At 54.6% G+C, this 12,992-nt stretch carries 12 protein-coding genes and 2 pseudogenes; 11 read left to right on the plus strand and 3 right to left on the minus strand.

Annotated elements, in window-relative coordinates; genetic code table 11:
- The first annotated feature begins 4 nt into the window (after positions 1–4).
- On the plus strand, positions 5–739 hold the full coding sequence (locus tag ACP15L_RS07395; RefSeq protein ID WP_425083687.1) for a peptidase: 735 nt from the start codon (positions 5–7) through the stop codon (positions 737–739).
- Positions 740–814: 75 nt separating this feature from the next.
- Here the strand turns inward: ACP15L_RS07395 and ACP15L_RS07400 are convergent.
- The 3 genes and pseudogenes from ACP15L_RS07400 to ACP15L_RS07410 all read right to left on the minus strand — a co-directional run.
- Positions 815–977, minus strand: a pseudogene (locus tag ACP15L_RS07400) (IS5/IS1182 family transposase); the annotation flags it as partial.
- Positions 976–1,088, minus strand: a pseudogene (locus ACP15L_RS07405) (IS5/IS1182 family transposase); the annotation flags it as partial. The pseudogenes ACP15L_RS07405 and ACP15L_RS07400, both read right to left, overlap by 2 nt.
- Before the next feature lie 122 nt (positions 1,089–1,210).
- Positions 1,211–1,990, minus strand: coding sequence for an MOSC domain-containing protein (locus ACP15L_RS07410; protein WP_425083688.1), 780 nt, complete (start codon positions 1,988–1,990; stop codon positions 1,211–1,213).
- A 395-nt stretch (positions 1,991–2,385) separates the two neighbouring features.
- Between ACP15L_RS07410 and ACP15L_RS07415 the strand changes: the two genes are divergently transcribed.
- The 10 genes from ACP15L_RS07415 (at position 2,386) to ACP15L_RS07460 (ending at position 12,874) form a co-directional block, all read left to right on the plus strand.
- Positions 2,386–3,705 (plus strand): ABC transporter substrate-binding protein, encoded by a 1,320-nt coding sequence (locus ACP15L_RS07415; RefSeq protein ID WP_170375848.1) that lies wholly within the window; start codon positions 2,386–2,388, stop codon positions 3,703–3,705.
- Positions 3,706–3,784: 79 nt separating this feature from the next.
- On the plus strand, positions 3,785–4,732 hold the full coding sequence (locus ACP15L_RS07420; protein ID WP_170332156.1) for a carbohydrate ABC transporter permease: 948 nt from the start codon (positions 3,785–3,787) through the stop codon (positions 4,730–4,732).
- Positions 4,729–5,667 carry a carbohydrate ABC transporter permease gene (locus tag ACP15L_RS07425; RefSeq protein WP_010442361.1) on the plus strand — a complete coding sequence of 313 codons (939 nt, stop codon included), beginning with the start codon at positions 4,729–4,731 and terminating at the stop codon, positions 5,665–5,667. The genes ACP15L_RS07420 and ACP15L_RS07425 overlap by 4 nt, the downstream gene beginning before the upstream one ends.
- The gene (locus tag ACP15L_RS07430) at positions 5,664–5,852 is read left to right on the plus strand and encodes a hypothetical protein (protein WP_155150119.1); all 189 of its coding nucleotides are present in this window, start codon (positions 5,664–5,666) and stop codon (positions 5,850–5,852) included. Before ACP15L_RS07425 ends, ACP15L_RS07430 begins: the two co-directional genes overlap by 4 nt.
- Before the next feature lie 2 nt (positions 5,853–5,854).
- Complete coding sequence (locus tag ACP15L_RS07435) at positions 5,855–6,952, plus strand: ABC transporter ATP-binding protein (protein ID WP_425083689.1); 1,098 nt, start codon at positions 5,855–5,857, stop codon at positions 6,950–6,952.
- Positions 6,945–7,937, plus strand: a complete 993-nt coding sequence (locus tag ACP15L_RS07440) for an ABC transporter ATP-binding protein (RefSeq protein ID WP_425083690.1) — start codon at positions 6,945–6,947, stop codon at positions 7,935–7,937. Before ACP15L_RS07435 ends, ACP15L_RS07440 begins: the two co-directional genes overlap by 8 nt.
- A gap of 11 nt (positions 7,938–7,948) precedes the next feature.
- Positions 7,949–9,571 carry a dihydroxyacetone kinase subunit DhaK gene (locus ACP15L_RS07445; RefSeq protein ID WP_425083691.1) on the plus strand — a complete coding sequence of 541 codons (1,623 nt, stop codon included), beginning with the start codon at positions 7,949–7,951 and terminating at the stop codon, positions 9,569–9,571.
- A 7-nt stretch (positions 9,572–9,578) separates the two neighbouring features.
- Entirely contained in the window at positions 9,579–10,637 is a 1,059-nt protein-coding gene (locus tag ACP15L_RS07450; protein ID WP_170666317.1) for a LacI family DNA-binding transcriptional regulator, read from the plus strand.
- Between the two features lie 27 nt (positions 10,638–10,664).
- Positions 10,665–11,720 (plus strand): sugar phosphate isomerase/epimerase family protein, encoded by a 1,056-nt coding sequence (locus ACP15L_RS07455; RefSeq protein WP_170719913.1) that lies wholly within the window; start codon positions 10,665–10,667, stop codon positions 11,718–11,720.
- Entirely contained in the window at positions 11,720–12,874 is a 1,155-nt protein-coding gene (locus ACP15L_RS07460) for a Gfo/Idh/MocA family protein (protein ID WP_425083692.1), read from the plus strand. The genes ACP15L_RS07455 and ACP15L_RS07460 overlap by 1 nt, the downstream gene beginning before the upstream one ends.
- Positions 12,875–12,992: the final 118 nt, after the last annotated feature.

Genomic DNA, 12,992 nt, shown 5'->3' on the forward strand with positions numbered 1-12,992 from the left:
CTTAATGACCTATGCTGTGGGCATGCGGCTGAACCGCGGACTGGTGTTCATGTCCGATACGCGCACGAATGCTGGCGTCGACAATATTTCGACTTTTAACAAGATGTTCAACTGGACGGTGGAAGGTGAGCGGTCGATCACTCTGTTGACCGCAGGCAATCTGGCGACCACTCAGGCCACAGTAAGCCTGCTTGAGGAGCGCACTAAGGCCCCGGAAGATCGTTCTCCCTCGATCCTGGAAGCGCCGACGATGTTTCAGGTCGCGCAACTGGTCGCGGCTACGCTGAACGATGTCATCGAAGAGCACGCCCGCTCTGGGCAACAAGCTGACAGCGCCTTTCACGCGACACTTATTCTGGGTGGGCAGATTAAGGGTGGGCCGTCTCGATTGTTCCTGATCTACCCCGAAGGCAACTTTATCGAGGCAGGCGACGACACCCCATTCTTTCAGATCGGAGAGACAAAATACGGCCGCCCAATTCTGGTGCGTGCCTACGATCCCGAAATGAGCTTTCCAGAGACCGTGAAACTCTTGCTCGTCAGTTTCGACTCCACGATCAAGGCGAACTTGTCTGTTGGGGCACCGTTGGATCTACTGCTTTACGATGAAGATAGCCTTGATGCTGGCACGAGGTCCAGGTTTGAGAGTGATGATCAGTACTTTCGAACGATATCGGAAGGCTGGGGCGACGCCTTGAAGTCTGCCTTGTCGAAACTTCCAGAATACAAGGCGATGTGAGAGCGAAATAGTTGAATCTCCGCTTGTGGTCGGGACGCAAAGCCAATAGATGACGGTGGCCGCCAGTGCTATGGCTTAGAGGCAGACCTTTGGGCACGTATCGTATTGGTTTGGCACTCGCCGCCAGTCTTTTCAGCCTTCCGAACATGATCTCGATCCGATTGCGACGTTTGTAGCGACGCTTGTCGTACTTCACTGCTTTCTTCCGCTGCTTCCGGCCTGGGATGCACGCGCGTATCGCGCCAGCGCAAACCATCGCGACTAATGAAGACTATCCCGCTCAACACTGCCGGTCATCGACGCGGGGTATGCCGTGAGACTTAGGAAGGGAGGGCTGAAGACGAGCCATCTGGGCGTCGGTCAGCCAAAACAGATCAGACCTACGTGCCGCTCGTTTTTCGAACCGTGAACCACGCAAAAATCAATGGGGCAAGAACCTAGCTCATACCACTTTGGCAGGAGGAGAGGTATTCAATTTAACGTTTCCCCAGTTTGACCGACGCTCAGCGTTCCACCTTTGGCCACCTCAACATAGACACCCATGTCCATATGACCCATCAACTTCCGAATTAGATAGGGTATCTTCAAGTCCCGCTCGGCCGTATCCGGGTTCACCTCGGTGGCTGCACACCTTTTCGTACGTGAGAGTATCTTTAACTCGACATCGCCGAATCTAAGAACTGATCCAACTGCGTCGAGCTCAGAAAACGGGGGTAAGCCTTCTATCTCAATATTCGCCCGGAAGCGTGCTGGGTGGATTTCCGCGTTCAGTTGTTCACCCAATTTTTCCACCGACGTCAGATTCAAAACGGATATCGCGTTCATCATTTTAGGTGACACGACAGACACATCTGTAAACCGATGCGGAGCAGACGAAACGAAATTTGGCGGTTCGGGATCTTTTAAGTCGATCTCTGAAGACAGGAAACTTGCCGCATTCACCCGATCTTCTGGTGCTTGCATATTAAAGCTGTGAGTTTTACCGCTCACCTTGATCTCAAGAAATTGGGTCTCAGTATCAAAATTCGTCTTGACGCCTGCCAGCGCAGCCTCATTCAACAGAACAACAAAGCGATCTTTCGGCAGTGGTTGAGGGTTCTGCGCGTCGAAACCGGAGTTGTAGCGCGCGAATCCGAATAGGCGATCACCAGGAATCCCCTCTCCTGCTCGCAGCGTCACGGTGTGCATAGGTTCGGCACTCAAACCCTTAATTGGGTACCGGTTCAATCTGACGATAGAGAGCGTGTTCATACGTCTGCACCTGACCAAACGAGTTATGCACGATCCCCAGTGGTCCGTGCCGTTTTACGCTATCTCCAATTCTCCAAGGTATCGACCAAATAATCTGTGAGTGCTTCAAAAGCGTGTTCGCTAAACCTGCTGGACACATCATTTCCGCGGTACGGGCTGTACAAATTTTGATCAATAGCACCTCATAAATCCTAACTGCCAAGAATACATGCGCATCAACACAAGAAAGTAAATTCAATAAAATCAATAGCTAAAAGAAGTGTTAACAAACTTCTTAGGCTTTTTGAGGTACGAACCTCAAAAAATTCTGGACTTGAGGTGCGTACCTCAAATAGCCTTGGAAGTATGCCGCGATTCGCACATCCTCGATTGACGGCGCAAAAAGGGAGGAATGGATGACTTACACAAAACTGGCCTCGGCCAGCGCAATAGTCCTTGCCGCTACTACTCTTTCTACCAAGGCAAATGCTGAAGATCTGACGCTTTGTTGGGCTGCATGGGACCCGGCCAACGCGCTTGTTGAGCTATCAAAAGAATTCGAAGCAGAATCCGGCCACACAATGAACTTCGAGTTTGTTCCCTGGCCAAATTTTGCGGACCGGATGCTGAACGAGCTGAACTCGGGGGGGAAGCTCTGCGACCTGCTGATTGGTGACAGCCAATGGATCGGTGGTGGCGCTGAGAATGGTCACTATGTTCAGCTGAACGAGTTCTTCGATGCTGAAGGCATCAGCATGGACGATTTCGCACCGGCCACTGTCTACGCGTACTCGACCTGGCCAAAGGGTACACCAAACTATTACGCGCTGCCTGCGATGGGCGATGCAAACGGCTGGTTCTATCGCAAGGACTGGTTCGAGAACCCCGACATCCAAGCCGCATACAAAGAAGCGACTGGTCAGGACCTGCGTGAGCCACAGTCTCAGAAAGAGCTGCTGCAGATCGCTCAGTTCTTCCAAGGTCGTGAGATCGACGGCAAGACCGTCTATGGGGCAGCAATCTTTACCGAGCGCGGCTCGGAAGGGATCACCATGGGTGTCACCGGAGCGCTGTATCCTTGGGGCTTCAAATACGAAAACACGCCGGGCTCATATGACATGGAAGGTGCGGTAAACTCACCCGAAGCGGTTGAAGCTCTGGAGTTCTACAAGGAATTCTACGAAACGGCGACGCCTCCGGGATATACCAACTCTTACATGGGTGAGAGCCTGGACGCCTTTAAGTCCGGTCAGGTCGCCATGGCCATGAACTGGTTTGCGTTCTTCCCAGGTCTCTATGCCGATCCCAATACCGGCGGTGACAAGATCGACTTCTTCGTGAACCCACCCCAAAATCAGGCTGGTTCGACACTGGGCGGACAAGGTATCTCGGTTGTCAGCTACTCTGACAAACAGGACGCTGCACTTGAGTACATCAAGTGGTTCGCGCAGCCGGAAGTGCAGGCCAAATGGTGGGAGCTAGGCGGCTACTCGGCGCACAACTCGGTGCTGGAAGATCCCGGTTTCGTGGACAGCCAGCCTTTCGCCGGAGACTTCCTAGAAGCAATGGGCGGTGTGCAGGATTTCTGGCAAGAGCCTGCTTATGCGGAACTTTTGCTGGCAATGCAGAAACGCATCCACGACTACGTGGTTGCTGACCAAGGTACAGCTCAGGAAGCGTTGGATCTTCTGATCGAAGATTGGACGGAAGTCTTCGAAGACGAAGGCAAGCTGTAGTCCGGACGCAGGCCGGAGCGGGTGCAATCCCGCTCCACCTTCACCCGTGAGTCCGAAACCAACAAGAACTGGCAAAGAGATGTCTGACAGGACCGTAGATCGCGTTGCGCAGGCAACGCCCGAGCGAGTCGCGCGAAAAATCCGGGGACTATCCGACCGCGCGATCGCCTGGATATTCATCTCCCCAACGATTTTTCTATTGCTGGCGATCAACATCTTTCCGTTGATCTGGACCATCCAACTGAGCTTTACCAACTACAAAGCCAACCGGATCGGGCGTGAAGTCAAAGATGTCGGGCTCAGGAATTACGAACGTATCCTGACGGACTCGGACACCTGGCTGAACATGCAGGCAACGGCGCATTTCCTGTTCTGGACGATCTTTTTCCAGGTCCTGATCGGGTTCACACTAGCGTGGTTGATCAACAAGAAATTCAAGGGCAACGATCTTTGGACCACGATTATCGTGTTGCCGATGATGCTGTCTCCGGCGGTTGTCGGAAACTTCTGGAAGTTCCTGTATCAACCTCAGATCGGCCTGTTTAACTACATCGTGTCCTGGTTTACCGGCAAGGACCCATCGAGCTTTGAAATGCTGGGATCCGTCACGTTGGCCCCATGGGCGATTGTGATTGTCGACACCTGGATGTGGACCCCCTTCGTAATGCTGATCTGTCTGGCCGGTCTACGCAGTATTCCCGACTACATCTACGAGGCGGCTGAGATCGACAGGGCCAGCAAGCTACGACAGTTCTTTACGATTACCATCCCGATGGTGCTGCCGTTCCTGATGCTCGCTGTGCTGTTTCGAGGGATCGAGAACTTCAAGATGTTCGACCTGGTGGTTCAGCTCACCGGTGGTGGGCCGGGGTCTGTGACGGAACTCACTTCGATTAACCTGAAACGCGAAGCCTTTGAAAAATGGCGTACGGGCTATGCGTCAGCCTATGCGATCATCCTTTTCGTCACCGTGTTCGGCCTTGCGTCGATCTACGTCAAAGCCCTGAACAAGGTGAAGCAGAGATGAGCAGTTTTTCCGTCACTGAACCCTCGAACCGGTCCAAATGGATCGCAGGCTTCCTAGTCATTACTTATGCGCTGATCACGATGATACCGCTGGTGTGGATCTTGCTGACTGGATTCAAGTCTCCGGCCGATGCGATCAGCTACCCGCCTAAAGTGGTCTTTGACCCAACGCTTGAAGGCTACGTCAACCTCTTCACCACGCGCACACGGCAGACGCAGGAGTTTCTGGAAGCAAATCCGCCGCAGAACTGGGCCGATGAGATCGTCCGCCAATACGACATGGTGATTGTCGGGCCATCCAAGTTCGGCGAGCGCTTTATGAATTCGGTTATCATCGGATTTGGCTCAACCTTCCTGAGTATCTTCCTTGGTACGCTGGCCGCCTATGCGTTCAGCCGATTTAAAGTACCGCTCAAGGACGATCTTCTGTTCTTCATTCTTAGTACAAGGATGATGCCACCGGTTGCTGTCGCCATCCCAATCTTCCTGATGTTCAGAAACCTCGGGCTGAGCGACACGCATCTGGGAATGATCTTGCTCTACACGGGCGTGAACATTTCGCTGGCGGTTTGGTTGCTGAAAGGGTTCATCGACGAAATCCCACGGGAATACGAAGAAGCGGCGTTGATCGATGGCTACACGAGGTTTCAGGCGTTCTACAAAGTTGTCCTGCCACAAGCCGCCACAGGTATTGCGTCGACCGCCATCTTCTGCCTGATCTTCGCCTGGAATGAGTACGCGTTTGCCGTGCTGCTGACATCCGCGAATGCGCAGACTGCACCACCGTTTATCCCGACCATTATTGGTATTGGCGGGCTGGACTGGCCTGCTGTGGCGGCAGGTGCCACGATCTTCCTGATCCCCGTCATGATCTTCACCATCCTGATGCGCAAACATTTGCTGCGTGGGATCACATTCGGAGCCGTACGCAAATGAGCGAGTTTCTGACCGGATTACTACGGCTCCGCCGCGGCCCATGGGAGATGGTCGCAACCATCCTTATTGCACTGGGTGTCTTCATGCTGATGCAACCCTTTGTCCTTTGGGCCTTCACCTACTCTTTCATCGTCACGCTGATCGGAACCGTCATGTTCATCATCGTCAGCCATTTCCCGGAGTAGAAATGGCCCAGATCGTAGTCAAAAACGTAAAGAAGATGTTCGGCGATTTCACGGCTGTCCGCGAAAGCTCGTTCACGATTGAGGACGGCGAGTTTTTCATGCTGCTGGGCCCGTCCGGCTGCGGAAAAACCACGACCCTGCGGATGATCGCGGGGCTAGAGCTTCCAACGTCGGGTGAGATTTATCTGGATGGCGAAGAGATCAGCCAACGCCCACCATCCGAGCGGGACATTGCCTTCGTGTTCCAGATGTTCGCGCTGTATCCCCACATGAACGTGCGCAAGAATATCAGCTACCCCCTGATATCGCAGGGTATGCCCCGCTCCGCCGTAAAGGCCAAAGTCGAGGAAGTCGCAAGCATTCTGGGGATCAAGGACATCCTCGATAGCCCGGTAGGTGGGTTGTCAGGCGGCGACAGGCAGCGCGTGGCGCTGGGTCGCGCGATTGTTCGCGAGCCCAAGGCGTTCATGATGGACGAACCTCTTGGTGCCTTGGATGCCGAATTTCGGGAACACATGGCCGAAGAACTCCGCGCGCTTCATGATCGCATGGGCGCAACCACTGTGTACGTCACACATGATCAGCTGGAGGCCATGCAGATGGGCGACAAGATCGTGGTGATGAACAACGCTGTGATCGAGCAATTCGGCACACCTCAGGAAATCTACGACAAACCAGCTACGATGTTCGTTGCGGACTTCATCGGATCGCCTTCGATGAACTTCCTGCCGTTTCAGGGAAAGGTCGAACCTGGCTCGGAAATGGTTCGACTGAATGGCCATGACGAAGCCGTGCCCAAGCTGATGGAAGGGGCGGAAGGGGACTTGGTTTTCGGCGTCCGCCCCGAGCATGTTTTTCTGTCAGACGACAGCGCCTACCGGGCCAAGGTCCTGGCCGCAGAATATTTGGGAACCACCCAGATCGTGACGCTGCAGAGCCCGAACGGAGAGCTGAAAGCCCGCATCGATGCCCGCGAAACCGTTAATCCCGGCGAGACAGTGGGATTGGAGTTCCGCTCCCCCGCAGTAACCCTGTTTGAAAAGTCTACTGGGCGCGCGTTGAGGTCCGCTCTGAACGACGAGGTACTAAGCAATGGCTGAAGTCGTGTTGGAGAATATCTCGAAGTCATTTGGCAACGTCAATGCGGTGGATGATATCTCAATGACGATCCCCAACGGCGCCTTTGTGGTGTTGTTGGGCCCGACTGGTGCGGGCAAGACAACGACGCTGAGATTGATTTCCGGGCTTGAGAAACTGGATTCAGGAACGGTGCGCATTGCCGGGCGTGACGTTGGAATAGATACACCTGCCCAGCGCGATGTGGCGATGGTCTTCCAGCAGTACTCGCTATACCCACATATGACGGTGCGCGAGAACCTATCCTTCCCTCTGCGGTCGCCGATCCTGAAAACGCCAGAGGATGAGATCGCGAGGAAGGTCAACGAAGTCTCGGAGATCCTCCAGATCCCGCACAAGCTGGACAACAAAGCCACTGAACTGTCAGGCGGTGAAATGCAGCGTGTGTCGATCGGACGGGCACTGGTGCGCGATCCACAGATCTTCCTGATGGACGAACCGCTCAGCTCTTTGGATGCCAAGCTACGGGCGGATTTGCGGGTCGAGTTGAAAAGGATTCAGGCCGATCTTGGGTCAACCTTACTGTATGTGACCCACGACCAAGTCGAAGCCATGACAATGGCGACGCATATTGGCGTTTTGGAAAATGGTAGGCTGGTTCAATACGGAACACCGCGGGATATCTATGAAAATCCGGGAAGTGTTTACGTAGCCAGCCGGTTGGGTCTGCCGCGGATCAACATCCTGCCGTCCGAGTTGTTCGGAGGCGATCACAAAGGTCCGCAGATCGGCCTGCGTCCGGAAAACATCATCGAAGGCGAAGGCAGCGAGGCGCGTGTGATACGCGCAGAACATCTAGGCGATCAAACGCGGCTGCACCTAGACCTGAATGGTCACCCGGTTGTGACACTGATTGATGTCCATCAGGACTACCCATCTGGAAAGATTATAAAAATCCGTCCCAATAACCCGTTGTATTTTGACGCGTCCGGCGCGCGCGTGAATTAAGGAGCAAAAGCATGGCCCAGTTCCTCAACACAAAAGAAACTCTGGTGACAGAGGCGATAGACGGCCTTCTGGCCTCTTCTGGCGGTCAGCTCACCCGGCTGGACGGCTATCCGCATATCAAGGTCGTTTACCGGTCGGATTGGGACAAGTCGAAAGTCGCCCTGGTATCCGGAGGAGGGTCTGGTCACGAACCCGCCCATGCCGGTTTCGTTGGCGCCGGTATGTTGACAGCCGCGGTCTGCGGTGAAGTGTTCGCCTCGCCCTCAGTCGAGGCGGTTCTAGCGGGCATTCTTGCTGTCACGGGTGAGGCTGGATGCTTGCTAATTGTCAAGAATTACACCGGCGATCGGCTGAATTTTGGACTGGCGGCTGAACGCGCTCGTGCATTGGGTCGCAAGGTTGAAATGGTCGTCGTCGACGATGACATCGCCCTGCCCGATCTTCCGCAACCACGTGGCGTGGCGGGTACGTTGTTCGTCCACAAAATCGCCGGAGCGCTTGCTGAAAACGGTGCCGATTTGGACACCGTCACCGCCGCCGCAAGAAACACCATAGCAAAGGTTGTCAGCATCGGTATGAGCTTAGACACCTGTACGGTTCCGGGATCTCCGAAAGAAGACAGGATCGCACCCGGGAAAGCAGAGCTCGGCTTGGGTATCCATGGTGAGCCCGGCGTACAGCAAGTCGAGTTCTCAAATGCTGTTTCGGCTATGTCCACAGTCGTAGAAAAGCTGAAGCAAAGGGTTGGGTCCGGGGATTGCGTGGCGTTGGTCAACAACCTGGGTTCTACAACTCCGCTGGAAATGGCCGTCCTCACGCATGCGTTGTCCGAAACTGGTATTGCCCACCATATCATTGGCCCTGCACCCATGATGACGTCGCTGGATATGCACGGGTTTTCGGTTTCCATTCTGCCCGTAGATCAAGGCGATTTGTCAGCGCTTGAAGCACCCGTTGATCTAGCTGCATGGCCCGGGGTCAATTCGATCGACCCGATCAAAGTAGCACCATTGCCTGATGGCCTGACCCCAATCGATCCAATTCCTTCGAACAATCCCGCAACAAAGGAAACGATCACCCGGTTGTCCGACCTCCTCATCAACGCCGAGAAAACACTTAACGAGCTGGACGCAAAATCCGGGGATGGTGATACAGGAAGCACATTGGCGACCGCCGCTCGGGCGTTACAGGGCAGCCTCGACCGGATGCCGCTGGCTGATCTGACACAGCTGTTTCCGGCGTTGGGCAACGAACTGAGCCAGACAATGGGTGGGTCGTCCGGTGTGATTCTTGCGATCTTTTTCAACGCAGCCGGGGATGCCTGTGCAAGCGGAGCCTCCGTGCCTAAATCCCTTGTCGAGGGCCTGAACCGCGTCAGCCAGGTCGGGGGTGCCAAGGTCGGTGACAGGACAATGATTGACGCCTTGGCACCGGCACTTGCCGCATTGCCGTCTGGTCTGACGCACGCGGCCGAGGCTGCCCGCGAAGGCGCGAACAACACCGCGAATATTCGTCGTGCGAAGGCGGGCCGGGCAGCTTATGTTCCCGAAGAAAACCTAGTTGGACATAACGATCCCGGTGCTGAGGCGGTTGCTTTGTTGTTTGAAGGCTTGGCGCGGGAGATTGAGGGCTGAAGAACACGTGGAAGACCAAAAACAAAAACTAGAATTGGTGAAAAAGCCAACCGTCAATGACATCGCGCGCGTTGCAGGTGTCAGCCTAGCGACTGTTGACCGCGTCTTGAACAGACGCCCCGGCGTGCGGGCCGTAACTGTACAGAAAGTGCAAAAGGCAATTGATGAGCTGGGCTATGTGCGCGACACGGCCGCGGCCAACCTTGCGCGAAACCGAGTTTACAACTTCCTCTTTGTTCTGCCGGACACTGACAACGAGTTTGTGGAGGCAATCAGCAGTCAGATCGCAGAACAATCCCGTGACCAGTTTATCGAGCGGACGCGCATTGCGATTAAGAAGGTCGCTCCGTTCGAGCCGCAAGATATCGTCAATATTCTGGATGCTGTAGACAGTTTGGATGTAGACGGAGTCGCAGTTTTCGGCCCCGAAACGCCTTCTGTTCGCGATGCTGTCAAAAGGCTCAGGGACAAAGGCGTTCCGGTGGTTGCCTTGGTATCTGACTTGCCCAGTTCCGAGCGAGACCACTTTGTGGGAATCGATAACGTTTCGGCAGGACGAACCGCCGCTCAGCTGATGGGGCGATTTGTGCATCGTGACGGCAAGGTCTTGGTTCTTACAGGATCCCGTTTGGCACGTGACCACCTAGAGCGTCGCCAAGGCTTTGATATTGTTGTGGCTGAGGAGTTTCCGCACCTCCAAGTCGTGGCGTCTGTCGAAGGCCGCGATGACCCGGATCTGATTTACAAGATGATGCCCGAAATCTTTGAAACCTATCCGGATCTGGTCGGAATATACTCATCAGCAGCGGGCAATGCGGGTCTGATACAATTTCTTTCAGAAAACAGGTTCAGCAAAGATCTGGTGATCATAGCACATGAACTCACACCGCTCAGTCGTGAGGCGCTTAGGCTTGGCACATTTGACGCCTTAATCTCGCAAGACACCGGGCATATTGTTCGTTCTGCCGTCCGTCTATTGCGCGCTACTAAGGACAAGGTTCCATTCAACAAAGCGCAGGAACGTATCCGTATCGACATCTATCTGAAGGATAATTTACCGCCGTAGAGGCTTAGGTTTTGGGGAGGAAATTTTATGAAGACGATTAAAGGTCCAGCTTTGTTTCTTGCGCAATTTGCGGGGGACGAAGCACCGTTCAATTCGTGGGACGCGATCACCAAATGGGCGGCTGATTGTGGATACAAAGGCGTTCAGGTCCCCAGTTGGGACGGCCGGTTGTTCGACCTTGAACAGGCCGCGTCCAGCACCGGCTATTGCGATGACTTCAAAGGCAAAGCCATGGAGAATGGCGTCGAAGTCACCGAACTTTCAACGCATCTTCAGGGCCAGCTTGTGGCCGTTCACCCCGCCTATGACAGCGCGTTTGATGGCTTTGCTGCCGAAAGCGTTCGCGGGAACCCGAAAGCCCGGCAAGAATGGGCAGTGGATCAGGTCAAAAAGGCTCTGTCAGCGTCAAAAAACCTGGGTATTTCCGCACATGCAACATTCTCTGGCGCGCTAGCATGGCCCTATGTCTATCCTTGGCCGCAACGCCCTGCCGGCTTGATTGAAACGGCGTTTGATGAGCTTGCGCGTCGTTGGGTGCCAATCCTTGATCACGCCGAAGACTGCGGCGTTGATGTTTGCTATGAAATCCACCCCGGAGAGGACCTCCACGATGGTGTGACGTACGAGATGTTTCTGGAACGGACGGGAAATCACCCACGGGCCTGCATGCTATACGACCCGTCACACTACGTGCTGCAATGTCTCGACTATCTGGACAATATCGACATCTACAAAGATCGGATCAGGATGTTCCATGTTAAAGATGCCGAGTTCAACCCGACCGGGCGGCAGGGTGTTTATTCCGGATATCAAAGCTGGGTTGATCGGGCCGGGCGGTTCCGGTCGCTTGGTGATGGCCAAGTGGACTTCGGTGCGGTCTTCTCAAAAATGGCCGCGAATGACTTTGATGGCTGGGCTGTGGTCGAATGGGAATGCTGTCTCAAACACCCCGAAGACGGCGCGCGCGAGGGCGCGCAGTTCGTGTCCGATCACATCATCCGTGTGACCGAGAAAGCCTTTGATGATTTCGCCGACGGTGGCGCCGACGAAGCCGCCAATCGTAAAATGCTGGGGATTGAGTGATGGTCACAGGACGCAGTGAAGAAACCTCGGGTCGTATTCGCCTTGGCATGGTTGGCGGCGGAAATGACGCCTTCATAGGCGGTGTCCATCGCATAGCCGCGCGACTGGACGACAAGTTCGAGCTGGTCGCTGGTGCTTTGTCTTCGACGCCAGAGAAATCTCTGGAAAGTGGTCAGGCATTGGGGCTCGAACGGGTCTATGAAGATTTTAAACAAATGGCGATAAGGGAAGCCCGGCTGAAATCTGGGATCGAGGCGGTCTCGATTGTCACGCCAAATCACGTCCATTATGCAGCCGCGCGTGAGTTCCTGAAACGCGGTATTCACGTCATTTGTGACAAGCCACTCACCTCGACCCTTGCGGATGCAAAGAAGTTGGTCAAAGCAGCAGAAAGCGCGAACGCCCTATTCATTTTGACCCACAATTACACGGGCTATCCGATGGTTCGGCAGGCGCGCGAAATGGTTGCCAACGGCGATATTGGCAAGATCCGCGTGGTCCAGGTTGAGTACCCGCAGGACTGGCTGACCGAGCAGCAGAATTTCAAACAGGCTGAGTGGCGCACCGATCCAGAACGCTCGGGCGCGGGCGGATCGACCGGTGACATCGGAACCCATGCCTACAACCTTGCCTGCTTTGTAACCGGGCTGACAGCGGAAAGCCTAGCGGCGGACTTGCAGGCCTTTGTGCCGGGGCGCAAAGTCGATGACAACGCCCACGTCTTGCTTCGCTTCGAGGGCGGAGCGCGTGGAATGCTGTGGTCTTCTCAGGTGGCTCCCGGAAATGAAAACGCACTTCGGTTGCGGGTCTACGGCGAAAAAGGTGGGTTGGAGTGGGCCCAAGAAGATCCCAATTACCTTTGGTTCACACCATACAACAAACCCAAGCGTCTGATCACTCGAAATGGAGCTGGAGCTGGTGATGCTGCCAATCGGCTAAGCAGAGTCCCTCCGGGCCATCCCGAGGGATATCTTGAAGGTTTCGCCAATATCTATGGAGAGGCTGCCGAGGCGATCCTAGCTTTCCGGAAGGGGAGTTCACCTGACGCATCCGTTGTTTATCCAACGGTTCACGATGGGCTCAATGGTGTTAAGTTTGTAGCCGCATGTGTGCAAAGCGCTTCAAGGAATGCGGCTTGGGTCAGCTTAACTTAAAACCTCGTTGTGGGCGTAGGGCATACATCTTGGAAGGCAGCGTCGGTATCTACCAAAAACCGAAGCGCGCAACCCATAACTGAACACTCCGGAACAACGAACTGCGAGCGAAGCAGCA

Source organism: Ruegeria profundi (assembly GCF_049800715.1).
Taxonomy (GTDB): domain Bacteria; phylum Pseudomonadota; class Alphaproteobacteria; order Rhodobacterales; family Rhodobacteraceae; genus Ruegeria; species Ruegeria profundi_A.

Bases quoted from the DNA above. Each gene is read 5' to 3' on its own strand.
- ACP15L_RS07395 (WP_425083687.1), top strand. From the start codon at position 5: ATGACCTATGCTGTGGGCATGCGGCTGAACCGCGGACTGGTGTTCATG.
- ACP15L_RS07460 (WP_425083692.1), top strand. From the start codon at position 11,720: ATGGTCACAGGACGCAGTGAAGAAACCTCGGGTCGTATTCGCCTTGGC.
- ACP15L_RS07455 (WP_170719913.1), top strand. From the start codon at position 10,665: ATGAAGACGATTAAAGGTCCAGCTTTGTTTCTTGCGCAATTTGCGGGG.
- ACP15L_RS07410 (WP_425083688.1), bottom strand. From the start codon at position 1,990: ATGAACACGCTCTCTATCGTCAGATTGAACCGGTACCCAATTAAGGGT.
- ACP15L_RS07445 (WP_425083691.1), top strand. From the start codon at position 7,949: ATGGCCCAGTTCCTCAACACAAAAGAAACTCTGGTGACAGAGGCGATA.
- ACP15L_RS07425 (WP_010442361.1), top strand. From the start codon at position 4,729: ATGAGCAGTTTTTCCGTCACTGAACCCTCGAACCGGTCCAAATGGATC.
- ACP15L_RS07415 (WP_170375848.1), top strand. From the start codon at position 2,386: ATGACTTACACAAAACTGGCCTCGGCCAGCGCAATAGTCCTTGCCGCT.
- ACP15L_RS07435 (WP_425083689.1), top strand. From the start codon at position 5,855: ATGGCCCAGATCGTAGTCAAAAACGTAAAGAAGATGTTCGGCGATTTC.
- ACP15L_RS07440 (WP_425083690.1), top strand. From the start codon at position 6,945: ATGGCTGAAGTCGTGTTGGAGAATATCTCGAAGTCATTTGGCAACGTC.
- ACP15L_RS07420 (WP_170332156.1), top strand. From the start codon at position 3,785: ATGTCTGACAGGACCGTAGATCGCGTTGCGCAGGCAACGCCCGAGCGA.
- ACP15L_RS07430 (WP_155150119.1), top strand. From the start codon at position 5,664: ATGAGCGAGTTTCTGACCGGATTACTACGGCTCCGCCGCGGCCCATGG.